Origin of the sequence: Rhodococcus sp. USK10, from assembly GCF_019378875.1 — a bacterium.
In the GTDB taxonomy this organism is placed as follows: Bacteria; Actinomycetota; Actinomycetes; order Mycobacteriales; family Mycobacteriaceae; genus Rhodococcus_F; species Rhodococcus_F pseudokoreensis.
In genome coordinates, this window is record NZ_CP076048.1 from 7,425,786 (window position 1) to 7,450,912 (window position 25,127).

Sequence of the window (25,127 nt, forward strand, 5' to 3'; positions counted from 1 at the left end):
TCGGTCGAGCCGAGCACGCTGCCGGAACTTCTGCGTTCGGGCGTCGAGATCTCGCCGGAGTCGGTCGCGGTGTCCTTCGAGGGCCGTCAGCTCACGTACCGCGAACTCGACGAGCAGTCGAACCGGCTGGCGCGCGTCCTGATCGATCGGGGTGTCGGGCCGGAGAACTATGTCGCGCTGGCGATCACGCGCTCCGTCGAATCCATCCTCGGGATCTGGTCGATCGCCAAGGCCGGCGGCGCCTACCTGCCCGTCGATCCGAAGCTTCCGCTCGAGCGGATCGGCGAGATGCTGTCCGATTCGGGAGCGGTCCTCGGACTGACGGTCGCCCGCCATCACACCGACCTGCCAGGCACGGTGCCGTGGATCGTCCTCGACGAGACGGAAGCCGCCGAGGAGATCGCTGTCCGCAGTGCGGGCGCGGTGGAGGACGCCGATCTGTGCCGCGCGCTGACGGTCGATCACCCCGCGTACCTCATCTACACGTCGGGTTCGACGGGCAAGCCGAAGGGCGTGGTGGTCACCCACCGCGGTCTGGCCAACCTCACCCGCGAGGTGCGTGAGCACTACGTCGTGTCGCCGGATTCCCGGTTCCTGCACGTGGCGTCGCCGAGCTTCGACACGTCGGTCGGGGAGATGCTCGCCGCGTTCAGTGCGGGCGCCACCCTGGTGATCTCGCCGGCGGACGTCTACGGCGGCGACGAACTCGCCGACCTGATCCGCCGCGAACAGGTCAGCAACGTGGTCATGACGCCGACCGCGCTGATGACCGTCGACCCGGACGGCCTCGACTCCGTCACGTCCGTCGTGGTCGGCGGCGACACCTGCACGCCGGAACTCGTGGCGCGGTGGGCTCCCGGCCGGGAGATGCGCAACGCGTACGGTCCCACCGAGACGACGGTCATCGTCACCATCACCGAGCCGATGGTGGCCGGTGAACGCGTCACGATCGGTTCGCCGCTGCGTGGCGTCGAATCCCTCATTCTCGATTCGCGGTTGCGTCCGGTGCCGGAGGGCGTGCCCGGGGAGCTGTACATCTGCGGTCCGTCGGTGACCCGCGGCTACCACAACCGTCCGTCGGTCACGGCGGAACGGTTCGTGGCCAACCCGTTCGGCGAGCCCAGCGCCCGCATGTACCGCACCGGCGACGTCGTGCGCTGGGCGGACGGACATCGGGTGGAGTACGTCGGCCGGTCCGACTTCCAGGTCAAGGTCCGCGGGTTCCGCGTCGAACTCGGTGAGATCGACGCCGCCCTGACCGCCCAGCCGGACATCGAGTTCGCGGTGACCGTGGGTCGCGAGAACCCCGCCGGACTGACGACCCTCGTGTCGTACGTCCTGCCCGCCGACGGCGCGGCGGTCGATCCGGAATCGCTGAATTCGGTTGTCGGCGAAACGCTTCCGCCGTACATGGTGCCGTCCGTCGTGATCGTTCTCGACGAGATCCCGCTGACCGGCATCGGCAAGCTGGACCGGGCGCGGCTGCCCGAACCCGAGTTCGTGTCCGCGGGTGCGGAGTTCCGTGCCCCGACGACACCCGCCGAAGAGACGATCGCAGGCATCTTCGCCGACGTGCTCGGACTCGAGCAGGTCAGCGTCGACGACAGCTTCTTCGACCTCGGCGGAAATTCGCTGAGCGCCACCCGGGTCGTGTCGCGGGCCGGACAGGTCTTCGGCCTCCGCATCGGCGTGCGGGAACTGTTCGAGGCTCCGACGGTCGCGGGCCTGGCCGCCCGCATCGCCACCCCGGACGAGAACGTCCGGCCACGGCCCGTCCTCGCACCACGGGAGAGGTCTGCCTTCGTCCCGCTGTCGCTGGCGCAGTCCCGGATGTGGTTCATCAACCGCTTCGACCCGGACTCGCCCGCCTACAACATCCCGCTCGCGGTCCGGTTGACCGGCGCACTGGACGTCGACGCACTGCAGTCCGCGGTGTTCGACGTGCTGGAGCGGCACGAGTCGCTCCGCACGATCTACCCGGATTCGGCCGACGGCCCGCACCAGGTGATCCTCCCGGCCGCGCAGGCGCCGATCGACGTCGCACCCGTTCCGGTCACCGAGACCGAACTGCGCGAGCAGTTGACGGCGATGGTGTCCACCGGATTCGACGTCACCGCCGATGTGCCGCCGATCCGGGTGCGACTGTTCGAGGTCGGCCCGAAGGACTACGTGCTGGCACTCGTCGTGCACCACGTGTCGACCGACGGCGAATCCACCGCCCCGTTCGTGCGTGACGTCATGGTGGCGTACGCATCCCGGGCGGCAGGCCGGGAACCCGGCTTCGCGCCGCTTCCGGTGCAGTACGCGGACTACGCCATCTGGCAGCGGGAACTCCTCGGCAGCGAGGACGACCCGGACAGCCTGATCGCCGCCCAGCTGGGCTTCTGGACGAAGACCCTCGCGGGCGTGCCCGACCTCCTCGAGCTGCCGGTGGACCGGCCGCGCCCGCCCGTGCAGTCGCTGCGCGGGTCGCGGATCGATTTCACCGTCGACGCCGAGGTGCACCGCGGTCTGGCCGCACTGGCCCGCAGGCACAACGCCAGCGTGTTCATGGCCGTGCACGCCGCGTTCGCGGTGCTGCTCAGCCGACTGTCCGGCACCGAGGACATCGCGGTGGGCACCCCGATCGCCGGCCGCGGCGAGCGCGAACTCGACGACGTCGTCGGCATGTTCGTCAACACCCTCGCACTGCGGGTGCAGGTCGACGGACGGCAGACATTCGACGAGATCCTCGATCGTGCCCGCGAGGCCGACCTCGAGGCGTTCTCGCACGCCGACGTCCCGTTCGAGCGCCTCGTCGAGGTCCTGAACCCGGCACGCTCGATGGCACACCACCCGATCTTCCAGGTGGGCTACTCGTTCCAGAACACGACGAAGGCCGCACTGGAACTGCCCGACCTCACCGTCGCGCCGCTCGACGTCGAGGGCGACACCGCGCAGTTCGATCTGCATCTGATCCTGGGGGACAGCCCCGAGGGTGAGCAGATGTCGGGTGTGTTCACGTTCGCCACCGACCTGTTCGACGCCGCCACCGTCCAGCGCTTCGCGGACATGTTCCGCCGGGTGCTGGCCGCCGCGGTGGATTCGCCGCGGACCGCGGTCGGCGACCTGCCGCTCGCAGGCAGCGACGAGCGCGCACTCGTGGTGTCCGGATGGAACGACACCGCGCAGGCCCTGCCGGCGACGACGCTGGCGGACATGTTCGCGGTCGCCGCCGCGGAGAACCCGGACGTCACCGCTCTCGTGTTCGACGGCGAATCGTTCACGTACGCCGAGTTCTCGGCGCGGGTGAACCGCTTGGCCCGGCATCTCGCCGGCCGCGGTGTCGGCCCGGAAACCGTGGTGGGCCTGGCCATTCCGCGTTCGGTGGAACTGCTGGTCGGCATGTACGCGATCGCCGCGGCAGGCGGCGCATACCTGCCGATCGACCCGGACCATCCGGCCGACCGCACCGCGTACGTGCTGGAGAGCGCGCAACCCGTCTGTGTCCTGGCGACCCGCGACGTCGTCGGGGGACTGCCCGGCGGTGTCGACCACCTCCTGCTCGACGAACTGGATCTCGGCGATGTCGACCCGGCTCCACTGACCGACGCGGAGCGGACCACACCGCTGCGGCCGGAGAACGCCGCGTACGTGATCTACACGTCCGGCTCGACCGGCCGCCCCAAGGGCGTTGCGATCGCGCACCGCGCGATCGCGAACCAGCTGCGGTGGAAGCAGTCGGAATACCCGCTCACCGCCGAGGACTCGGTGCTGCTCAAGACGGCGGCCACGTTCGACCTGTCGGTGTGGGAGTTCTGGTGGGCGCTGACCGCGGGCGCACGGCTCGTCGTCGCCGCACCGGACGGTCACCGCGACCCGTCGTACCTGGCCGCACTCGTCGCCGAGCAGCAGGTGTCGACGGTGCACTTCGTGCCCTCGCTGCTGTCGGCGTTCGTCGCGGTGGCGGAACCGGCGCAGCTGGCGTCGCTGCGCCGGGTGCTGTGCATCGGTGAGGCCCTGCCCGCCGACACGGTGCTCCGGTTCCGGGACGTCAGCGACGCGGACATCTTCAACCTGTACGGCCCCACCGAGGCCGCCGTCAGCGTCACCCACTACCGGTGCGGCGACGAGCGCGACGGTTCGGTCCCGATCGGCAGGCCCGAATGGAACACGCAGACCTACGTTCTCGATTCGCGTCTGCACCCCGTTCCCGCCGGCGTCACAGGTGAGCTCTATCTCGCGGGCGAGCAGTTGGCGCGCGGGTACTTCGGCCGCCACGACCTCACCGCGGAACGATTCGTCGCCGGCCCGTTCGGCGAGGCCGGAGCGCGGATGTACCGCACCGGCGACCTCGTGCGGTGGAACCGCGACGGCAACCTCGACTACGTCGGGCGCAGCGACTTCCAGGTGAAGGTCCGCGGTTTCCGCATCGAACTCGGCGAGATCGAGCGTGCCCTCGTCGCGCACCCGGCGGTCGCGCAGGCCGTCGTGGTGGTGCACAGCAACCGGCACACCGGCGACCGCCTCGTCGGTTACGTCGTGCCGGAGCCGGGCGGTTCCGTCGACGACTCCGACGTCCTCGCGTTCGCGGGTAGGTCGGTACCCGGCTACATGGTGCCCTCCGCGCTCATCGCGCTCGACGAGCTGCCGCTGAACATCAACGGCAAGCTCGATCGCAAGGCTCTTCCCGAGCCCGAGTTCGGCGGCGCCGCAGACCATTACCGGGCTCCTCGCACCCCGGTCGAGGAAATCGTCGCGGGGGTCTTCGCGGACGTCCTCGGCCACGAGCGGGTCAGCGCCGACACGAGCTTCTTCGACCTCGGCGGCAACTCGCTGGTCGCGACCCGGGTGGTCGCCCGGCTCAACGCAGCCCTCGACACGTCGATCGGTGTGCGGGAGCTGTTCGAGGCGCCGACCGTGATCGCGCTGTCGGCTCGCGCCGAGCAGTCCGATTCGGCGGGCGCCACCCGGCCGGCACTGGTGCCGCAGCCGCGTCCCACCCGGATTCCGCTGTCCCCGGCGCAGTCCCGCATGTGGTTCATCAACCAGTTCGACACCGCGTCGGCGGCGTACAACATTCCGCTGGCGATCAGGCTGACCGGCCACCTCGACGTCGCCGCGCTCGAGCAGGCACTCGGCGACGTCGTCGAGCGGCACGAGACGCTGCGCACGACCTACCCCGACACCGGTGACGGACCGGGCCAGATCGTGCTGTCGCGGGCCCGGAGTTTCACGGCCCTGGACGTCGAGGACGTCGCCGACGAGATCGTGCTGCGCGAACGCGTGATCTCCCTCGTCACTGCCGGATTCGACGTCGCGACGGCGGTCCCGGTCCGGGCCCGCCTCCTGCGGATCGACGCCGAACAGCACGTGCTGGTCATCGTCGTCCACCACATCTCGTCCGACGGCGCCTCGACGGCACCGCTGGCACGCGACGTGGTGATCGCCTACAGCGCCCGTGCCGCCGGCTCGGAACCCGCCTGGGCTCCGCTCGACGTCCAGTACGCGGACTTCTCGCTCTGGCAGCACGAGTTGCTCGGCGACGAGAACGCCCCGGATTCGCTGGCCACCCAGCAGATCGACTATTGGCGGACCACGCTGAGCGGTCTGCCGGACGTGCTGCCGTTGCCGACGGACCGGCCGCGACCGCCCGCACAGTCGATGCGCGGCGCCAACTTCGACTTCGAGATCGACGCGGCACTGCGCGACCGGCTCGGGGCACTGGCGCGCGAACACAACGCGTCGCTGTTCATGGTCGCGCACGCGGCGCTGTCGGTGCTGCTCGCGAGGCTCAGCGCCACGGACGACATCGCGGTGGGCACCGCGATCGAGGGCCGCGGCGAGGCCGCACTCGACGACCTGGTCGGCATGTTCGTCAACACGCTGGTGCTGCGCGCGCAGGTCGACGTCGACGCGACGTTCGCCGACCTCCTCGCGCAGGTGCGTCAGCACGACCTCGGCGCGTTCACGCACACCGACGTGCCGTTCGAGCGGCTGGTCGAGATCCTGCAGCCGGAACGCTCGACCGCGTTCTCGCCGCTGTTCCAGGTGGCTCTGGCGTTCCAGAACATCGAGCAGGCGCACCTCGAACTGCCCGGGCTGACGGTCGAGGGACTCGACGGTGGGATCAACGCCGCCAAGTTCGATCTGCAGCTCACGCTCGCCGACGCGGCAGGCGCGGACGGGGACGCGCCGATGCGCGGCGTGTTCACCTACGCGACGGATCTGTTCGACGAGCGCACCATCGCGTCGTTCGCGTTCCGTTTCCAGCGCATCCTCGAGGCGATCACCGCCGACGCGTCCGTGCTGATCGGCGACATCGACGTCCTCAGCGAGAACGAGCACGCCGTGCTCGCCCCGGTGCGCGGCGCGGACACCGCCGCACCCGAGCTGCTGTCGGGCATCCTCGGCGCCGCCGCGGCGGTGAACCCGGACGCCGTCGCCGTCGTGTGCGGCGACGACCAGGTCACCTACCGCGAACTCGACGAGCGCTCGAACCGTCTCGCCCGCGTTCTCATCGGCAGGGGCATCGGCGCCGACGACTTCGTGGCGCTGGCACTGACACGGTCCGTCGAATCGATCCTCTCCATCTGGGCGGTCGCGAAGACCGGGGCGGCGTTCGTCCCGGTCGATCCGAGCTACCCGTTCGACCGGATCATGCACATGGTCACGGACTCCCGCGTGGAGATCGGTCTCACCACCGGCGCCCACGTCGCCGAGCTCCCGGACACCGTGCGCTGGCTGGTTCTCGGTGCGGACGAGATGGACGAACTGTGCGCGTCCGTATCGAACGAGGCCGTCACCGACGCGGACCGCGTCCGGCCGACCCGGGTCGACGACGCCGCGTACGTGATCTACACGTCGGGATCGACGGGCCTGCCCAAGGGCGTCGTCGTCACCCACACGGGCCTGGCGAACGTCACGACCGAGCAGGTCGAGCGGCTCCGGGTCACCCCGCAGTCGCGGGTGCTGCACTTCGCCTCGCCCAGCTTCGACGCATCGGTCTTCGAGTTGCTGCACGCAGTGGCCGCCGCATCGACGATGGTCATCGCGTCCGGCGTCGTGTACGGCGGAGACGAACTCGCGCGGTTGCTGAAGAAGCAGAAGGTCACGCACGCCTTCATCACACCCGCCGCGCTCACCACGGTGGACCCGGCCGGGTTGGAAGGCATCGAGGTGCTGTCGGTGGCCGGCGAGGCGTGCCCGCCGGAGCTCATGCAGAAGTGGGCACCGGGCCGGCGCATGTTCAACCTGTACGGCCCGTCCGAGGCGACGATCTGGAGCACGTCGAGCAACCCGATGAAGGCGGATCGGCCCGTCACCATCGGCGGTCCCACCCGGGGCGTCGACGTGGTCGTTCTCGACTCCCGTCTCACGCCCGTCCCGGTGGGTGTCGCGGGTGAGCTGTACGTCGCGGGTCCGAGTGTGGCCCGCGGCTACCACAACCGGTTCGCCCTGACGGCGGAGCGATTCGTCGCCAACCCGTTCGGCGGTCCCGGTGAGCGGCTCTACCGCACCGGCGACGTCGTCCGCTGGGTGCACGACGACGAGACGGGCGACCTCGTCCTCGACTACGTCGGCCGTTCCGACTTCCAGGTGAAGGTCCGCGGATTCCGCATCGAACTCGGCGAGATCGACGCCGAACTCGGCAGGCACCCGAGTGTCGACTTCGCGGTCACGCTCGGCCACCACCGCGAGCAGACGGGGCAGACCGTGCTGGTGTCGTACGTGATGCCCGCAGCGGGCGCGTCGATCGACGTCGCCGAACTGTCGGCATTCGTGTCCGAGACCCTGCCCGGCTACATGGTGCCGTCGTCGATCATGGCCATCGACTCGGTGCCGCTGACACCCGCGGGCAAGCTCGACCGCAAGGCACTTCCCGAGCCGCAGTTCGTCTCGGTCGCCAGTGAGTACACCGCACCGTCGACGCCGATGGAGAAGGCCATCGCCGACGTCTTCGCGCAGGTTCTCGGCGTCGACCGGGTCAGCGTCGACGACTCGTTCTTCGCGCTCGGCGGCGACAGCATCGTGTCCATCCAGCTGACGACCCGGGCGAAGAACGCTGGGGTGCTGTTCACCGCGCGAGACGTCTTCGAACGCAAGACCGTGGCGGCGCTGGCCGAGGTGGCCGCCTGGGCCACCGAGGTCGACTCGGTGAAGCTCGAGGAGTTGCCGGGCGGCGGCGTCGGAACGATGCCGCTCACCCCGATCGCGCACTGGCTGGTGGAGACGGCAGGAACGTTCGAGAAGTTCTCGCAGGCCGTCCTGCTGACCACCCCGCCCGCCGTCACACGAGATCAGCTGGCGGACACGGTGGACGCGATCCTGGCGCGCCACGACATCCTCCGCTCCCGGCTCACGCGGGTCGGGGACGACTGGTCGTTCGAGGCGCTCTCCGTTCGGCGGGCGTTCGACGCGGACGAGCTGATCGAGCAGATCGAGTTCACCGACAAGCCGGGCACGGACGAGTTCGAGCGGCTGGCCCGCGCGGCCCTCAGTCGTGCAGCAGATCGCCTCGATCCGGCGTCTGGCCGGATGACGCAGTTCGTGTGGTTCGCGCCCGCGGAGTCGTTGCCGGGTCAGAGCGGACGCCTGCTGGTGCTCGCACACCACCTCGTCGTCGACGGGGTGTCCTGGCGAGTGCTGTTGCCGGACTTCGCGACCGCAGGTTCGCAGATCATGGCGGGAGCGCCCGCGCAGCTCGAACCGGTCGGATCCTCCGTCCGGGCGTGGGCGCACGGACTCGCGGAGGAGGCGAAGTCTCCGCACCGCGTGGCCGAACTCGACTTCTGGCGCGGCATGCTCGCGGGAACCGATCCGCTGATCGGGCGGCGCGCGTTCGATCCGGAACGCGACGTGATCGCCCGGACCGACCGTCTGAGCATGACGTTCTCGACGCAGGTGACGCAGGCGCTGCTGACCACGATCCCGCAGTCCGTGAACGGCGGCGTCAACGACGGCCTGCTCGCGGCGCTCGCCCTCGCGGTATCGCGCTGGCGTGAACTCCGCGGCGGCACCACGGATCGGTCGGTGCTGATCAACCTGGAGGGACACGGCCGCGAAGAGTCGACCGTTCCCGGTGCCGACCTCGCGCGCACGGTGGGCTGGTTCACCAGCCTGTACCCGGTGCGGCTGGACGTCTCGCGGGCCGATCTCGCCGACGCGTTCGACGGCGGCACCTCGGCGGGGTCTGCGTTGAAGGCAGTCAAGGAACAGTTGCTGGCCGTGCCCGACAAGGGCATCGGCTACGGCCTGCTGCGCTACCTCAACGACGAGACGGCTCCGGCTCTGGCGTCGCTGCCGACGCCGCAGATCGGGTTCAACTACCTCGGCCGGGCGGGTTCGGTGGATCTGCCCGCCGAGATCCGGGATCTCGGCTGGATTCCCGACAGCGACTCGGGTGAGTTCGGCGGCGCCATGGACGACGAGATGGTGGCGCCTGCGGTGCTCAGCATCAACGCGGTGACGTCGGAGACGGCGTCCGGCCCCCAGATCGAGGCCAAGATCGCCTTCGCCACCGAGATTCTCGACGAGGCGGACGTGTGGGAGTTCGCGGAGCTGTGGCACGCCGCGGCGACCGCGCTCGCCGAGCATGCGTCCGGGCCGAAGAGCGGCGGTCTCACGCCGTCCGACGTCCCGCTCGTGACCGTGACGCAGGACGACCTCGAGGCGCTCGAACGGCGCTACCCCGCCGCCACCGACGTGTGGCCGCTGGCTCCGCTGCAGTCCGGAATGTTCTTCCATTCCGTTCTCGCCGAGGACGCGGTGGACGTCTACACCGCTCAGGTGGTGCTCGACTTCCGGGGCGTCGTCGACACCGGCCGCCTCCGCGGCGCGGCGGAAGCGTTGATCGCGCGGCACGCGAACCTGCGCACCGCGTTCGTCCCCGACGATTCGGGGACCGCCGTCCAGGTGGTCGTCGACCACGTTGCACTGCCGTGGGAAGAGCTCGACCTGTCGGCGCTGTCCGAGGCCGACCGCGAGGAGCGGATCGGTTCCGTTCTGAGCGAACACCGTTCGGCGCGGTTCGACATGGGCCGTCCGCCTCTCATGCGGTTCCTGCTGATCCGCACGGGGGAGAGCAGCTACCGGTTCTCCATCAGCAACCACCACATCCTGCTCGACGGATGGTCGATGCCGTTGCTGATGAAGGATCTGCTGGTGCTGTACGCGACCCGTGGAGACGGCTCGGTGCTGCCGCGGGTCCGCGGCTACCGTGACTTCCTCAGCTGGCTGTCCGAACGCGACGCCAACGCCTCGCGCAGCGCCTGGGCGCACGCACTGGCCGGGCTGGACGGGCCGACCGTCCTCGCCCCGGCGCCGGCCGGTGAGGACCGTCCCGAGCCCGCCGAGATCGCGCTGCATCTCGGCGAGGTGGTGAGCGAGAACCTGGCCCGCATCGCGCGGGATCGCGGCCTCACGATGAACACGATCGTCCAGGCGGCGTGGGGTCTGCTGCTGGCCCGGATGACCGCGTCCGACGACGTCGTCTTCGGCGCCACGGTGTCGGGTCGCCCACCGGAGGTCGCGGGGATCGAGTCGATGGTGGGACTGTTCATCAACACCATCCCGATCCGGGTGCGGGTCGATCCCCGCGAGTCGATCCTCGGGTTGCTCGAACGGTTGCAGGCGGAACAGTCCGCTCTATTCGACCACCACCACATCGGTCTCCCCGAGATCCAGCAGATCGCCGGTATCGGCGGGCTGTTCGACACGTTGACGGTGTTCGAGTCGTACCCCGTCGACCGGGCGGGACTCACCGAGGACAGCGACATCGACGGCCTCCGGGTCGCCGGGGTGCAGATCAGCGACGCCTCGCACTACCCGCTGAGCCTGCTGGCGCAGTCGGACAGCGAACTGCAACTCGTCCTGAAGTACCTTCCGGACGTGTTCGGCGCCGACACCGTCGAACGTCTCGGTTCCCGGCTGAACCGGATCCTGCAGACCATCGCGGCCGGAAGTTCCACTCTGGTGGGCGATCTGGACTTGCTCACGCAGGACGAGCGCGACCTCGTCCTGTCCGGATGGAACGATTCCCGCCGCGACGTCGCGGAAGAATCCGTGGTGTCGATGTTCGGTGCCCAGGTGGCGCGCACACCCGATCGGACCGCCGTGGTGGCGGACCACGTGCGGCTCACCTATGCCGAGTTCGATGCGCGGGTCAACCGCCTGGCGCGGCACCTGATGGCGATGGGCGTGGGACCGGACACGGTGGTGGGCATCGCGATGCGGCGCTCGCTCGACATGCTGACCAGCCTCTACGCCGTCCACGCGGCGGGCGGCGCGTACGTGCCGATCGACCCCGAGCATCCGGCCGACCGGACGTCGTACGTGGTGGCCAGCGCCACTCCGGCCTGCGTGCTGAGTTCGGCCGACGACATCGCGAACCTCGACGTGGAGGTCCCGGTGTACCTGGTCGAGGACTTCGACCTCACCGGGTACGGCGACGGCACCATCGAGGACACCGAACGGCTCGGCGACCTGCGCCCGGACAACCTGGCGTACGCGCTGTACACGTCGGGTTCGACGGGACGCCCGAAGGGTGTGGCGATCCCGCACTCGGCGCTGGCCAACCAGCTGGCGTGGATGCGCGACGTCTACGGCATCGACGCGCAGGACGTGGTGCTGCAGAAGACGCCGTTCACGTTCGACGCCTCCGTGTGGGAGCTGTTCCTGCCGTTGGTGGTCGGCGGAACCCTGGTGATGGCCTCACCGGACGGTCATCGCGATCCCGAGTACATGGCCGCGACGGTCGACACGGAATCGGTGACGGTGATCCAGTTCGTCCCGTCCGTGCTCACGATGTTCCTCGACGCCGCGACCGCCGACGGGTGCGGTTCGCTGCGGCTCGTGTTCGCGGGCGGCGAGCCGCTGCCGCAGTCCGCTGCCGAGCGGGTCGCGGGACTCGGCTCCGCGGAGCTCGTGAACCTGTACGGCCCGACCGAGGTGACCATCAACTCGACGGCCCACGTGGTGGAGCGGTCGGGGACGGCGACGATCGCGCCGATCGGTTCGCCGGCCTGGAACACGCGGGCCTACGTGCTCGACGCCCACCTGAATCCGGCCCCGGTCGGTGTGCCCGGCGAGCTGTATCTCGACGGCGCGCAACTCGCCCGCGGCTACGTCAACAGCGCCGCGCTGAGTGCGGAGCGGTTCGTCGCCGACCCGTTCGGCGATCCGGGTGTGCGGATGTACCGCACCGGTGACCTCGTCCGGTGGAACGAGGACGGTGTCCTCGAGTTCGTGGGCCGCACCGACTTCCAGGTGAAGGTGCGCGGACTGCGCATCGAGCTCGGCGAGGTCGAGGAGGCGTTCGTCCGGCACGGCGACGTGGCGCAGGCGGCCGTCATCGTGCACAACAGCGAGGTGGGGGCGCGGCTCGTCGCCTACGTCGTGCCGAGGCCCGGCGTGGTCATCGACCAGGTGGCGTTGAATGCGTTCGTCGCGGAATCGTTGCCCGAGTACATGATCCCGGATTCCGTGATGGTTCTCGCCGAACTTCCGCTGGGCACCAGCGGCAAGCTCGACCGTCGTGCGCTGCCGGTGCCGGACTTCGCGTCGGCGGCCGAGTTCCGCGCGCCGCGCACCGCCACCGAACGGGCACTCGCGACCGTGTTCGCGGAGTTGCTCGGCCGGGAGAACGTCGGCATCGACGACTCGTTCTTCGAGCTCGGCGGCGACAGCATCGTGTCCATCCAGTTGGTCGCGCGGGCCCGGTCGGCCGGTATCCACTTCACCGCGCGAGATGTGTTCGAGCGGCGCACCGTTGCCGAACTGGCAGCAGTGGCCGATTCGGGTGAGTCCGCGGCGGCGGTACTGGCGGAGTACGAGGGCGGCGGCGTCGGAACGGTGCCGCTCACCCCGGTCGCCCGCAAGATGGTCGAGCGCGGCGGTGACTTCGACCGATTCGTCATGCCGTTGTTGCTGACACTCCCGGCCGGGATCGACCGCGAGCAGGTCGTCGCGACGATCACCGCTGTGGTCGACCAGCACGACGTGCTGCGGTCGACACTGGTCACGGGCGGTGCCGGGGACGCGCTCGAGATCGCGCCCGCGGGCAGCATCGACATCGACGCCACCGTGCAGCGGGTGGAGATCGAGGCAGGCGCCGAGCCCGGTTCGCCGGAGTTCGACGCGGTGGCGGGGGCGGCCTTCGACACGGCGCTGGATCGTCTCGATCCGCGCACCGGGTCGATGCTCCAGTTCGTCTGGTTCGACCCCACCGAGACGGATCGGCGCGGACGGCTCCTCGTCGTGCCGCACCACCTCGTCATCGACTCCGTGTCGTGGCGGATCCTGGTGCCGGACTTCGCGACCGCAGGCGCCCAGATCGCCGCAGGCACGACGCCCTCGCTCGAGCCGGTCGGAACGTCGCTGCGGCGGTGGACCGACGGTCTGCTCGAGGCGGCGGCGACTCCGGAGCGGGTGGCCGAACTCGCGGTATGGGAACGGATGCTGACCGGTCCGGACCCGCTGCTCGGATCGCGTGAGCTGGACCTGCGCACCGATCTGGTCGGTACGCTGGAACGGACCCGGGTGGACGTGCCCGCACCGGTCACCGAGGCGTTGCTGGGCGACACACCGGGTGCGCTCGACGGTGAGATCGGCGACGTCCTCGCGGCGGCCCTCGCGTTGGCGGTGGCTGCATGGCGGCGCGACCGCGGAGTCGAGGCCTCGTCGACGGTGGTCACGCTCGAGGGTCACGGACGTGAAGAGTCCGCGGTGCCGGGTGCGGATCTGTCGCGGACGGTCGGCTGGTTCACCACGATGTACCCGGCACGGCTCGATCTCGCCGGGGTCGACATCGCGGACGCCCTGCGGGGCGGTGCGGGCGCCGCGGATGCGGTGCGCGCGGTGCGGGATCAGCTGAGTGAGATCCCGGACCGGGGAATCGGGTACGGCCTGCTGCGTTACCTCAACCCCGACACCTCGTCGGTCATGAGGAACTGGTCGGAACCGCAGATCGTGTTCAACTACATCGGACGCGTCAGCGCCGCCGAGGTTCCCGAGGCGGTCCGCGGACTCGACTGGCTGCCCGACTTCGAATCGCCCGTCACGGGTGGGTTCGAGAAGAGTGCGATGCCTGCCCAGGCCGTTCTCGACATCCAGTCGGTGATCTCGGAAACTGCTGAGGGCCTGCAGTTGTCGGCGTTCATGTCGTTCCCTCCCGGCATCCTCTCGGCGCCGGAAGTGGACCGGTTCGGGCAGTTCTGGGTGGCGGCGCTCACCGCGCTCGTGGCTCAGGCCGAGGAGCGGTCCGGGCACTGATTTCCGAGCGCCCGTGGTGGGAAGGCTCCGCGCCTTCCCGCCGCGGGCATCGTCGGTTCAGGGGGTCCGCCTCAGCGGCTCACCGCGGTTTCCCGCTCGACCCGCGACAGCTTCTCGGGGTTGCGCACGATGTAGAGCCCGGTGATCAGGCCGTCGTCCATCCGCACGGCCACGACGTCGTCGATCTCCCCGTCGAGCCGGACGATCAGCGCGGGGGAGCCGTTCATCTGCACGGGTTCGACGGACACCTCGCCGCCGATCCGGGGCAGGCCGGCCGCCAGCAGGCGGCCCACCTTGTCGGCCCCGACGATGGGTCGCAGCACGGCCTGCTTGACTCCGCCGCCGTCACCGAGGAGGACGACGTCCGGTGCCAGCTGGTCGAGCAGGCTCTGCAGGTCGCCTGTCTCGAGCGCCCGCTTGAACGCGTCGAGTGCATCCCGGGACTCGGCCGGAGTGACGACGCCCCGCGGCCGGCGCGCCGCGACGTGGGTCCGCGCCCGGTGCGCGATCTGACGGACGGCGTCCGTGCTCTTGTCGACGGCGGCCGCGATTTCCCCGTACTCCAGATCGAACACCTCACGCAGCACGAACACCGCTCGCTCGGTGGGTGCGAGCGTCTCCAGCACCAGCATCATCGCCATCGAGACGCTGTCGGCCAACTCGACGTCCTCCGCCACGTCGGGCGCGGTCAGCAACGGCTCCGGTAGCCAGGGTCCGACGTAGGACTCCCTGCGCCTGCCGAGCGTGCGCAGCCGGACCAGCGCCTGGCGGGTGGTGATCCGCACCAGGTACGCCCGTTGATTCCGCACCGTGCCCAGATCGACGCCCGCCCACCGCAGCCAGGTCTCCTGCAGGATGTCCTCCGCGTCGGCGGCCGAGCCGAGCATCTCGTAGGCGACGGTGAACAGCAGGTTGCGGTGGGTGACGAACGCCTCGGTGGCGGGATCCGAACGGGCATCCCTGCTCCCGCCCCGATCGTCGGGTGTGGTCTGCGACGTGCCGGCCATGGGTGGCTCCTCTTCGTTCTCGACGGTGTCACACACCAGACACCGGGACCCGCCGTTCTGTGACAACCGGGCGGGAGCGGTTGTCACGGAAATCGGGCGGCCGGCATCTCATGTTCGTTCAGTGCAGCACACGACACCACGAGTGAGGACGAAGTCATGGACGCCCGATTCAATCTTTTCGCCAACGAGATCGCCCTGAAGTTCGGCAAGCGGTTCGCGGGCGCCGCCCTGGCGATCGACCAGTCGCCGCTGCCGAAGGCCACCCGGACGCTGGTCGAGATCCGGGCCAGCCAGATCAACGGCTGCGGCTTCTGCACCGACATGCACACGAAGGATGCCGCGGTCGCCGGCGAAACCCCGGTTCGGCTCAACCTGGTCGCCGCGTGGCGCGAGGCCACCGTATTCACCGAGGCGGAGCGTGCCGCGCTCGCGCTCGCCGAGGAGGGAACCCGGCTCGCCGACGCTCACCACGGCGTATCCGACGACACCTGGGACCAGGTGCGCAAGCACTACGACGACGACCAGATCGCGGCCCTGGTCTGCCTGGTCGCCCTGATCAACGCCGCCAATCGGATCAACGTGATCGTGCGCAACCCGGCAGGTACCTACGAGCCAGGGATGTTCGCCAGCATGACGAGCTGATCGGCAGGGGTCGGCGCGGGCGAACCCTGCGAGAGTCGACCTCCTCGCGGAGTCAGGCCCACTCGTAGGACATCTCGCCCGCGACCCCGAGGTGCTTGCACAGTTTGTGGATGCCACCGAAATCCTGAACGAGCGCGGATCGGCGGGTGTCGTGTTCGGCGTCGTCGATCATCGCCTGACCGCCGTCGAGGTCCAGGATGTCGACGATGGTGTGCCACGTCGAGTAGTCGTTGCTGCTGAAGGCGGTCATCGCGTCGACGAGCCCGTCGAGGAAGAGCCGCCGGTCGCCGGGGTTCAGGGTGTCGTAGACGACGCCCGCGATGTCGTCGGCGATGGAGGCGTGACAATACTCGTCGCGATTGTGCAGCCGAACCGTCGCCCGGTTGACCGGCTGGATGACGTCGTTCTCGGAGATCAGGTCGAGGTAGGAGCTGATCGAGATCTCCGCCACCGTCATGAAGGCGAACGTCGTGATCGCCCGCTGTCTCGGGTCGGCGGCCTCGGCCGTCGCCGCGCGCTGGCGGCGCAACGTCAGGACGTCGGGCAGGGCATTGTTCGGCATCGCCCAACCGCGTTGCCGACGGGTGACCGCGCTCGCGTTCAGGTGCATGAGGGTGTGGTACTGCTCGTCCACCATGGCCTGGTGGACGGCCACGGCAAACGTGTCTCCGAGACCGGTGTCCAGGGCGTCGTGCGCGACGAGGTCGAACCCCGGGTTGACCACGTACTGCTCGATGTCCATGACGTTCTTGTTGAACGCGATCCAGGCCCACGCCCGCAGTTGGTTCCGTTGCTCCTCACCCATCCGGAGGAACCGGTCGTGATCGGCGAAGGGCAGCAACTCGTTCGGGTAGTCCTGCTTGCCGAGGTCGAACAGCGCGTCGAGGTCCGGTTCCGGCTTCTTCACGGTCGCCCGCTGCCCCCAGTTGCGGGCGAGCCGCGTCACGACGGCGCTCTCCACCGGATCGGACGGGTCGTACTCCGGGAGCGAGGGAATGTTCTGGGTCGTCATGACGTATCTCCGTTCCGCGGCTGTCGGTGAACGAGATCGGTGAAGAGGTCGGCGCACAGCCGGGCGAGGGGTTCGCTCCGGTCGCCGAGCGGGGACGTCGCGCGGGACATGAGCGCGGCGAAATCGTCGTCTGTGCCCTGCTCGACGGTGTCGGTGAGGGTGGTGAGCGCGGCGGCGAGCGCGCGGCGGGCGTCGCCGGCGAAGGGATTGCCGGCCTGGATGTCCCGGTAGACCTCGGGGACGCCGCCGCCGACCCGTGCGAGAAGCGCGAGTGAGACGAGATGCGGTGGGGTGGCCACCGCAGTGAGTTCGCCGCCGTCGACACCGAGGTCCGCGAGAGCGAGGCCGAAGGCGAGGACGCCGGCGTGCGTCAGTGCCTGGGTCGCTGCCGTGAGCCGGTCGTGGTGTTCGGCGTCCAGACGGACCACCGAAGATCCCCAGCCGGACAGGGTCGACAGGAACCACTCGACCCCGGGGCCGGCCCGGTAGGTCACGGCCGCGACGGGGCGGCCCTCCGGTCCGAGGGACGGGGCGAACATCGGGTTGATGCCCACCGCGCCGCCCCGCAGTGCGCTCTCTCGCAGTGCCGCATCGAATCGGGACTTCACGGACAGCGTGTCGACCAGCAGCGCGTGCTCGGGCAACTCCGCGACGAGGAACGGAATCGACTCCAGCGCCACGCTTTCGGGTATCGCCAGGATCACCGCATCGGCGGCCTGCACCACCGCCCGTAGCTCCGGCGACGGGTCGGTGACGTCGCCCTTGACCTGATCCGCGTCGGACCGGTCGGTGAACCGGATATCGACGGTGCGCACGGTGTTTCCGGCGGCGCGGAGCCGATCGGCGAGCATCCGGCCGACATCGCCCGAACCGCCGATCAACGCGACGGTCCTGGCGGATGCGGCCGGAACGTTCACTGCCCGATCTCGTTCGGCCGGTCTGCTGTCACGGACAGCGCCCGCAACATGGTGGCGGCCTTGACCATTGCCTCGTCGAACTCCTCCTCCGGATCCGACAGCGCCGTGATCGCACCGCCGATGCCGAACGTCACCTCGGTGTCGGTGGCGACGATCGTGCGGATGACGATGGACAGGTCGGCCGTCCCCGTCAGGGAGAAGTAGCCGATCGAACCGGAATACACACCGCGCGGCCCGGACTCGAGCCGGTCGATGATCTCCATGGTCCGGATCTTCGGGGCGCCCGTCATCGATCCGCCGGGGAAGGCCGCACGGACACACTCGACGACGGAGGCGTCGGCACTGAGGGTTCCGCGCACGGTCGAGACGAGTTGATGCACGGCCGCGTACGTTTCGACGTCGAACAGCTTCGGAACGTGCACCGAGCCGGGAACGCACACCCGGGCCAGGTCGTTGCGCGTCAGATCGACGATCATCAGGTTCTCGGCGCGATCCTTCTCGCTGTCGAGCAGGTCCTGCCGCAGCGCCGCATCCTTGGCGGGGGTGGCGCCGCGCGGACGGGTCCCCTTGATCGGTTTGGACTCGACCACCCGGTCCGCGCCGATCCTCAGGAACCGTTCGGGGGAGGCACTGAGAACGGACAGCCCGGCGAACTGAAGGTAGGCGCTGTACGGCGTGGGACTGATGGAGCGGAGCAGTTCGAACGTGTGCAGTGGATTGATCGACTGGTCCACCGTCGCCATGTTGGTCAGACACACCTCGTAGGATTCGCCGGTCCGGATCTCACCGAGCGACGTCGCGATGTGGTCGAGGTACTTGTCGTGGTCGTGGCGCAGGGCGAGTTCAGCGGCCTCCGGTTTCCGGATCGGCGGCACCGCGGTCGTCGGGTGGTCCGGCTCGGCCAGCCGGTGCAGCGCCGCTTCCATCTCGTCGAGCCAGCGGCGCAACTCCGGATCGTCCTGGTGATCGCTCAGGCACAGCGCGTACGTGCGCTCGTTCGAATGATCGATGACCACGGCGCGGTCCGCGAATACCAGTGCGGCATCCGGGGTGGGGGACTTGTGCGCTGCGGTGCCACCGGTCTCGGCCTTCAGTTCGTAGCCGAGGTACCCCACGTAGCCGAGGCCGAACGGCACACCCGGGAGGCCCGGCACCGACCGTGCCTGCAGTTGCCGTTCGAGGTAGTCGAAGAACGGTGCGTGCACCTGTTCGACCGGCAACCCCTCCCGCGTGATCCGGACGATCGCCTCGCTGACGTCGTACGTGATGTATTCGGCGCGCGGGCCGGAACAGTTGCCCATGATCGTGAATCGCGAAGTGGGTTCCGACGCCGACGTCCCGTCGAGCCAGAACGCGTTGGGTCCGGACGCGAACAGATCCTCGAACGTGGTGCGGGGGTCGACTTCGTGGTCGACGCGCACCTGCTGGACCACGTACGGCGCGTGGGGGATCGGGATTCTGAGCAGGGATCCGTGCGTGGGTGTCCCGGAATGCGTCTGCGTGAGGTCGCGGAAGTTCGCGAGCAGTTCGTGGCCGAACGCGGTGCTGATCGATTCGGGGTGGAACTGGACGCCCCACAGCGGACGAGTGCGGTGCCGGACGCCCATCAGGAGACCGTCGGCCGTCCAGGCGGTGGCCTCGAGATCGCCGGGGAGATCCTCGACGATCAGCGAGTGGTAGCGGACCGTGGGGAACGGTGACGGTATGCCCGCGAAGAGTTCGGAACCGTCGTGGTCGACGAGCGACACGCGGCCGTGCATCGGTTCGGGCGCGAGTACCACGTTGCCGCCGAACAGCTGGCACAGTCCCTGGTGACCGAGACAGACGCCGAGCACCGGGAGTTCGGTCTCCCTGATGATGCGGGCGCTGATCCCGAAGTCGCGTTTGCGGTCCGGCCGGCCGGGCCCGGGGGAGATGACGATGTTGTCGAAGTCGGACCAGGGGATCGAACTCCACTCCACGTCGTTGTGCACGACGGTGGGCGGTTCGCCGTTCACCTCGGCCAGCAGGGTGAACAGGTTGTAGGTGAACGAGTCGTAATTGTCGACCAGCAGCGTCCGGGTACTCATCACGACTCGACATTCGCAGACGGCACGGAACTGTGGCGAACCTGGTGGTTGTGGCTACCGTTGTGGTTGCCGCCCCGGCGGGGGGCCTCGTCGACGGCCTCCGCATTGATCACGAGGTCCTCGAGCCGGCACGTCTCGGCGATGAGGAGGTCGTAGAGCGAGTCGAAGAACTCCGGGGACAGGGAATGGCTGTCGGCGTACTGACGCGCCCGTTCGTGGACGATGTGGATCCGTCCGGGCTGCATCATGGCGATGTGCTCGCGGCGCTTCAGTTCGCCGATCCGCAGGCACACTTCCAAACGCTGCCGGACCGTCTCGAGCAGGGTCGCGTCGACGGCGTCGAGTTCCACGCGCAGACTCTCGAGTGCGTGCTGCGCCGAGGCGTCAGAATGCTCTCCGGAATCGTCGCCGTTCCGCTGTTCTACGGAGAAGTACATAATCGCCCCACTCACTCGATCGGCAGTAGCTTTCTCATCCCGACTATCGTGTGTCGTTGGTGGTTCGTTTCCATGAGCCTTCCGGATGGCCGGGAGGGCCGTGGTCGATCGGCCGAAAACGAACCTGGTGGGCTATCACCCCCGGGAGTCTCGATCTCAGGTTGAGACTTTGATGGACGGTTGGCTAACGTAACCTGAAGTCTATTTCCGCACACTCAGGATACGAGGAATATGCGTATATCGTCGGCCACTAGGGCTCTGTTGTTCGTGCTGGCAGGCATCGTGATGCTGTGCAGTGCGGCACCGGCGGCAGCGGATCCCGTGGAAGCGGAACCCGCGCCCGTGGTCGATCCGTCCGTGCTTCCCGGGGCCAACGACTGGAACTGTAAGCCGTCCGCGGCGCATCCCCGTCCCGTCGTGCTGGTGCACGGCACCTGGACCGGCATGGTGGGGACGTGGAAGGACCTGGCTCCGGCGCTCAGTGCGGAGGGCTACTGCGTGTTCGCCCTCAACTACGGACAGGCCGCCGGTCTGACCAAGGGCAACATGATGCGCATGTTCGGCGGCGCCGACATCGAGGAGTCCGCCCGGCAGCTCGCCGGGTTCGTCGAGCTGGTCCGCACGGCCACCGGCGCTCCGCAGGTCGACATGATCGGGCATTCGCTCGGCGGCACGGTGTCCCGCCAGTACCTGCGATTCGAAGGCGGCGCGGACCGGGCGAACCCCGCGCTGAACAAGGTGCACTCGCTCGTCACGCTCGGCGCCACCAACCACGGCACCAGCTTCGGGGACGTCCAGTCGCTCGGTGCGATCGCGCAGGCACTGGGTGTGCCGGTCACGACGCTCGCCGGTGTCGCGGTCGGGCCGTCCTACATCCAGCAGATGGTGGGCTCGCCCTTCCTGCAGCTCCTCAACGCGGCCGGCGACACCGACCCGGGTATCGACTACACCGTGGTCGCCAGTCGTAGCGACACCGTGTCGACCCCTCCGGAGAACACGTTCCTGACGGCAGGCCCGTGGGCCACCGTGCACAACATCTGGCTTCAGGACGGCTGCGAGACGAACACCGCTGACCACGGCCAGCTGACCACCGATCCGCGGGCCGTGTACATCATCCAGCGGGCGCTGGACCCCGCCTACGGAGACCGCAACCCCGCACCGTGCTGACCCGGCGCGGGTGCTCGGCGGCGCGGGTCAGTCCCAGATGCCGACCTCGTCGAGATGTGCGACCAGTCGCTGGGCGCCGTCGATGAAGTGGGCCTTGTTCTCGGCGCCGACCACGTCGGCCTTCCCGTCGGCGAGCGCGGCGATGAGGCGCCGGTGGCTTGCGACCGCCGACTCGCCCCAGGCCGGATCGGACGAATAGAACTGCACCGGCGTGTACCGGGTGGCGCTGAGCAGGAACCACGACAGCTTGCTCGCGTCGGCGAGGTGGTTGATGACCCGGTGGAACGAGAACTCGAGATCCTCGATGCGGTCGGCCTCGCCGTCCTCGACGGCCCGCCGCAGCTTCTCGTTGATCGCGGTCAGCTCCTCGACGACCTCCGGGGTGACGGACCGCGTCGCGCGGACCGCGAGTTCCTCGGCGATCTGGCCCTGCAACCAGAAGAGGTCGTGGATGTCGTCCCGGCTGAGCGGGGCGACCACGTAGCCGCGGTGGGGAACCAGTTCGACGAGTCCCTCGCCGCGCAGGGTCAGCAGCGCCTCGCGGACGGGTGTGACGCTGACCCCGAGGTCCGCCGCGGTCTCGTCGAGGCGGATGAAGTCACCCGGGCGAACGCCCCCGGACATGATCAGGTTGCGGACGTGCACGGCGACGTCGTCCGACAACTGGGGTCGGCGGCGCAGGGTGCGGCCCGCTGGGGATCGTGACACGGAGGGCGATGCCATGGAGAACTCCTTCGATGCGGCAAACCAGCATAAACCGCAGTGGATGTTTACAAGCCGTAGGTCTTGCCGATGATGTCGCGCTGAATCTCGTTGGTACCGCCGTAGATGCTCGAGACGATGGTGGAGCGGACGTGCTTCTCCATGTCGAACTCGGTGGCGTAGCCGTACCCACCCATCATCTGCATGCCCTCGAGCGCGACCTTCTTCGCCGTCTCCGTGACCTTCAGCTTGGCCATCGACGCTTCGCGGGCCAGCATCTTGCCGGGGTTCGCGTCGACGTCCTTGGCGACGCTGTACACGAGCAGTTTGCAGCACTCGATCTCCGTCGCCAGATCGGCGATGCGGTGGCGCAGCGCCTGGAACGATCCGACGGGACGCCCGAACTGCTTGCGCTGGGTGACGAAATCGAGGGTGTCGGCGAACGCGCGCTGCGCGGTGCCGAGCATCATGGCGGCGAGGATCAGGCGTTCGAAGTTCAGTCCGGTCATCAGCTGGCGCCAGCCGTTGCCGACCTCGCCCACCACTGCGTCCTCGGGGAGGACGCAGTCGGTGAAGTAGAGGTCGTTGACCTCCTTGCCGCCCATCGTGTCGATGCCGCTGATCTTCAGTCCGGCGGTATCCGCGGGGACGTGGAACATCGTGAGGCCTTCGTGTTTGCCGTCGCCGCGCCCGGTGCGGGCCACGAGCAGGATGTTGTCGGCGAAGTGCGCGTTGGAGCACCACGTCTTCTGGCCGTTGATCAGCCAGCCGTCGGCGGTCTTCTCTGCACGGGTGCTGAGGTTGCCGACGTCGGAACCGGCCTCCGGCTCGGACATCGAGATGGACTGCGAACGGCCTGCCACGATGCCGCGCAGCACGACGTCCTTCTGTGCGTCGGTGCCGAACTTCGCGTAGGCGCCGCCGGTGATCAGCGTGGGCCCGATTCCGCCGATGGGCGCCATGCCCTTGGCGGCTTCCTCGAGCAGGATGCACATGTCGATGTGGCTCGCGGCCGAGCCGTCGTACTCCTCGGGGATGGTGATTCCCAGCCAGCCCAGCTTCGCCATCTTCTCGTAGAGGTCCTGATTGTGGTTGTGCTCGCCGTGATTCGTCAGCCTGTCGCGCTGCTCGCGGGTGCCGCTCTCGCGCTTGCAGAAATCGGCGATCGCCGCCGCGAAGTCCTTCTGTTCACTGGTGAATTCGACGCTCATGTCCGGGGAGCTCCTCGTGGGTGACGGGGGCCGGCGAACAGGCCGGCCGGGGGTGACTGTGTGGGGCTTGCCGCGATGGGGTCAGCCGCATACTGTGATGTCCACTACATTACATCACATCACATATATTTGATGTGACCGCGAGGGAGGATATCGACCATGCCACAGCAGGCGGAGACGACCGAGACGACGGCAGGCGCTCAGCCCACGGCTCCGACGGGGCCGGCGGAGCCGGCGCCGAAGACGTTCGCGTCCCTGGACCCGCGCGACGGCACCGTCCTCGCCGAGTACCCGATCCAGGGGGAGAGGGAGGTGCGCGCCGCCGTCGACGCGGCCCGGTCCGCCGCGCAGTGGTGGAACGCCCTCGGCTTCGACGGCCGCAAGCAGTGGCTCCTGGACTGGAAGAAGTCGATGGCACGGGACGGCGAGCAACTCGCCGCGCTCGTTGCGGCCGAGACCGGCAAGCCCTACGACGACGCGCTCCTGGAGGTGATGCTCGCCATCGAGCATCTCGACTGGGCGGCGAAGAACGCGGGCAAGGTCCTGAAGCGGCGCAAGGTGCCGTCCGGTCTGGTCAGCGCGAACCAGGCCAGCAGCGTCGGGTACGAGCCGGTGGGTGTGGTCGGTGTGATCGGGCCGTGGAACTACCCCGTCTACACGCCGATGGGATCCATCTCCTACGCGCTCGCAGCGGGCAACACCGTCGTCTTCAAACCCAGTGAGCTGACCCCCGGGGTCGCGGTGTGGCTCGCCGACAAGTGGAAGGCGCTCATCCCCAATCAGCCTGTCCTGCAGGTGGTCACCGGCGACGGGTCGACCGGTTCCGCCCTCGTCTCAGCCGGCGTCGACAAGGTCGCCTTCACCGGGTCTGCCGCCACCGGCAAGCGGGTCATGGCCGCCTGCGCCGAAACGCTCACCCCGCTGGTCGTCGAGGCGGGAGGTAAGGACGCCATGCTCGTCGACGCCGACGCGAATCTGGACGAGGCGGCCGGTTTCGCCGTGTTCGGGGCGATGGGCAACGCCGGGCAGACGTGCGCGGGCGTCGAGCGCATCTACGTCGTCGACTCCGTCTACGACGAATTCGTCCGGCTGATCGCCGAGAAGTCGAAGGTTCTGCGCCCGGGGCCGCGGGACGCGGCGTACGGCCCCATGACGATGACCAGCCAGTCCGACGTGGTCCGCAGCCACGTCCAGGACGCACTCGACAAGGGCGGATCCGCCGTGGTCGGCGGACTCGACTCCATCGCGGACGGGTATGTCGGGCCCATCGTGCTGACCGGCGTTCCCGAGGACAGCACCGCGATCCGCGAGGAGACGTTCGGTCCCACGGTGGTCGTCAACAAGGTCGCGAGCCTCGACGAGGCGGTCGCGAAGGCCAACGGCACGACGTTCGGTCTCGGCGCGTCCATCTTCACCAAGGATGCGACCAAGGCGATGCAGGCCGCCGAGAAGCTCAGGGCAGGCGTCGTGACGATCGGGTCGGTGCTCGGATTCGCCGGTGTCGCGGCGTTGCCGTTCGGCGGTGTCGGAGACTCGGGTTTCGGCCGCATTCACGGGGCGGACGGGCTGCGGGAATTCAGCCGGGTCAAGTCCATCGCCAGGCAGAAGTTCGCGGCGCCGCTGAATCTGCTGACCATGCAGCGCAAGTCGCGGGACATGAAGATTTCCGCCTGGATGTTGAAGAACCGGCACGGACGCTGATCGCGGGAGGGT

11 protein-coding genes (1 of these 11 only partly in view) are annotated in these 25,127 nt (G+C 68.9%); 4 read left to right on the top strand and 7 right to left on the bottom strand.

The features are described 5' to 3' along the window. Positions 1-14,250, top strand: the final stretch of a protein-coding gene (locus I1A62_RS40815) for a non-ribosomal peptide synthase/polyketide synthase (protein WP_374710853.1). The gene continues 19,476 nt to the left of window position 1, outside the view; 14,250 of the gene's 33,726 nt are visible here — the last part of the coding sequence; the start codon falls outside the window, past its left edge; it ends in the stop codon at positions 14,248-14,250. Positions 14,251-14,321: 71 nt separating this feature from the next. Here I1A62_RS40815 and I1A62_RS40820 read toward each other — a convergent pair whose 3' ends face one another. Further along, complete coding sequence (locus tag I1A62_RS40820; RefSeq protein ID WP_124396595.1) at positions 14,322-15,257, bottom strand: RNA polymerase sigma-70 factor; 936 nt, start codon at positions 15,255-15,257, stop codon at positions 14,322-14,324. A 156-nt stretch (positions 15,258-15,413) separates the two neighbouring features. On the opposite strand from I1A62_RS40820, the gene I1A62_RS40825 reads away from it, so the two are divergent. Then, positions 15,414-15,899 (top strand): carboxymuconolactone decarboxylase family protein, encoded by a 486-nt coding sequence (locus I1A62_RS40825; RefSeq protein ID WP_206005529.1) that lies wholly within the window; start codon positions 15,414-15,416, stop codon positions 15,897-15,899. Between the two features lie 52 nt (positions 15,900-15,951). Here I1A62_RS40825 and I1A62_RS40830 read toward each other — a convergent pair whose 3' ends face one another. Genes I1A62_RS40830 through I1A62_RS40845 form a run of 4 tightly spaced genes read right to left on the bottom strand, consistent with a single transcriptional unit; the run spans position 15,952 to position 20,334 of the window. Beyond that, positions 15,952-16,911, bottom strand: coding sequence for a diiron oxygenase (locus I1A62_RS40830; protein WP_219457894.1), 960 nt, complete (start codon positions 16,909-16,911; stop codon positions 15,952-15,954). Continuing rightward, positions 16,908-17,828 carry a prephenate dehydrogenase gene (locus I1A62_RS40835; protein WP_219457897.1) on the bottom strand — a complete coding sequence of 307 codons (921 nt, stop codon included), beginning with the start codon at positions 17,826-17,828 and terminating at the stop codon, positions 16,908-16,910. The genes I1A62_RS40830 and I1A62_RS40835 overlap by 4 nt, the downstream gene beginning before the upstream one ends. Continuing rightward, positions 17,825-19,897: an aminodeoxychorismate synthase component I gene (pabB, locus tag I1A62_RS40840; RefSeq protein ID WP_206005526.1), complete on the bottom strand. Its 2,073-nt coding sequence runs from the start codon at positions 19,895-19,897 to the stop codon at positions 17,825-17,827. Before pabB ends, I1A62_RS40835 begins: the two co-directional genes overlap by 4 nt. Beyond that, on the bottom strand, positions 19,897-20,334 hold the full coding sequence (locus tag I1A62_RS40845; RefSeq protein ID WP_219461702.1) for a chorismate mutase family protein: 438 nt from the start codon (positions 20,332-20,334) through the stop codon (positions 19,897-19,899). Before I1A62_RS40845 ends, pabB begins: the two co-directional genes overlap by 1 nt. Positions 20,335-20,565: 231 nt before the next feature. Here I1A62_RS40845 and I1A62_RS40850 point away from each other — a divergent pair, with 231 nt between their 5' ends. Continuing rightward, complete coding sequence (locus I1A62_RS40850; protein WP_219457899.1) at positions 20,566-21,501, top strand: triacylglycerol lipase; 936 nt, start codon at positions 20,566-20,568, stop codon at positions 21,499-21,501. A gap of 27 nt (positions 21,502-21,528) precedes the next feature. Here I1A62_RS40850 and I1A62_RS40855 read toward each other — a convergent pair whose 3' ends face one another. Both I1A62_RS40855 and I1A62_RS40860 read right to left on the bottom strand, forming a co-directional pair. After that, positions 21,529-22,224, bottom strand: coding sequence for a GntR family transcriptional regulator (locus I1A62_RS40855; protein ID WP_124394554.1), 696 nt, complete (start codon positions 22,222-22,224; stop codon positions 21,529-21,531). Positions 22,225-22,271: 47 nt separating this feature from the next. Then, a complete protein-coding gene (locus tag I1A62_RS40860; protein WP_219457901.1) occupies positions 22,272-23,414 on the bottom strand; it encodes an acyl-CoA dehydrogenase family protein in 1,143 nt (380 codons plus the stop codon). A 159-nt stretch (positions 23,415-23,573) separates the two neighbouring features. Between I1A62_RS40860 and I1A62_RS40865 the strand changes: the two genes are divergently transcribed. Then, entirely contained in the window at positions 23,574-25,115 is a 1,542-nt protein-coding gene (locus I1A62_RS40865) for an aldehyde dehydrogenase family protein (RefSeq protein WP_219457902.1), read from the top strand. Positions 25,116-25,127 lie beyond the last annotated feature (12 nt).

What these genes read in the sequence shown, in the direction of transcription:
- I1A62_RS40845 (WP_219461702.1), bottom strand. Translation starts at nt 20,334, where the DNA reads ATGTACTTCTCCGTAGAACAGCGGAACGGCGACGATTCCGGAGAGCAT.
- I1A62_RS40830 (WP_219457894.1), bottom strand. Translation starts at nt 16,911, where the DNA reads ATGACGACCCAGAACATTCCCTCGCTCCCGGAGTACGACCCGTCCGAT.
- pabB (WP_206005526.1), bottom strand. Translation starts at nt 19,897, where the DNA reads ATGAGTACCCGGACGCTGCTGGTCGACAATTACGACTCGTTCACCTAC.
- I1A62_RS40850 (WP_219457899.1), top strand. Translation starts at nt 20,566, where the DNA reads ATGCGTATATCGTCGGCCACTAGGGCTCTGTTGTTCGTGCTGGCAGGC.
- I1A62_RS40855 (WP_124394554.1), bottom strand. Translation starts at nt 22,224, where the DNA reads ATGGCATCGCCCTCCGTGTCACGATCCCCAGCGGGCCGCACCCTGCGC.
- I1A62_RS40865 (WP_219457902.1), top strand. Translation starts at nt 23,574, where the DNA reads ATGCCACAGCAGGCGGAGACGACCGAGACGACGGCAGGCGCTCAGCCC.
- I1A62_RS40820 (WP_124396595.1), bottom strand. Translation starts at nt 15,257, where the DNA reads ATGGCCGGCACGTCGCAGACCACACCCGACGATCGGGGCGGGAGCAGG.
- I1A62_RS40860 (WP_219457901.1), bottom strand. Translation starts at nt 23,414, where the DNA reads ATGAGCGTCGAATTCACCAGTGAACAGAAGGACTTCGCGGCGGCGATC.
- I1A62_RS40825 (WP_206005529.1), top strand. Translation starts at nt 15,414, where the DNA reads ATGGACGCCCGATTCAATCTTTTCGCCAACGAGATCGCCCTGAAGTTC.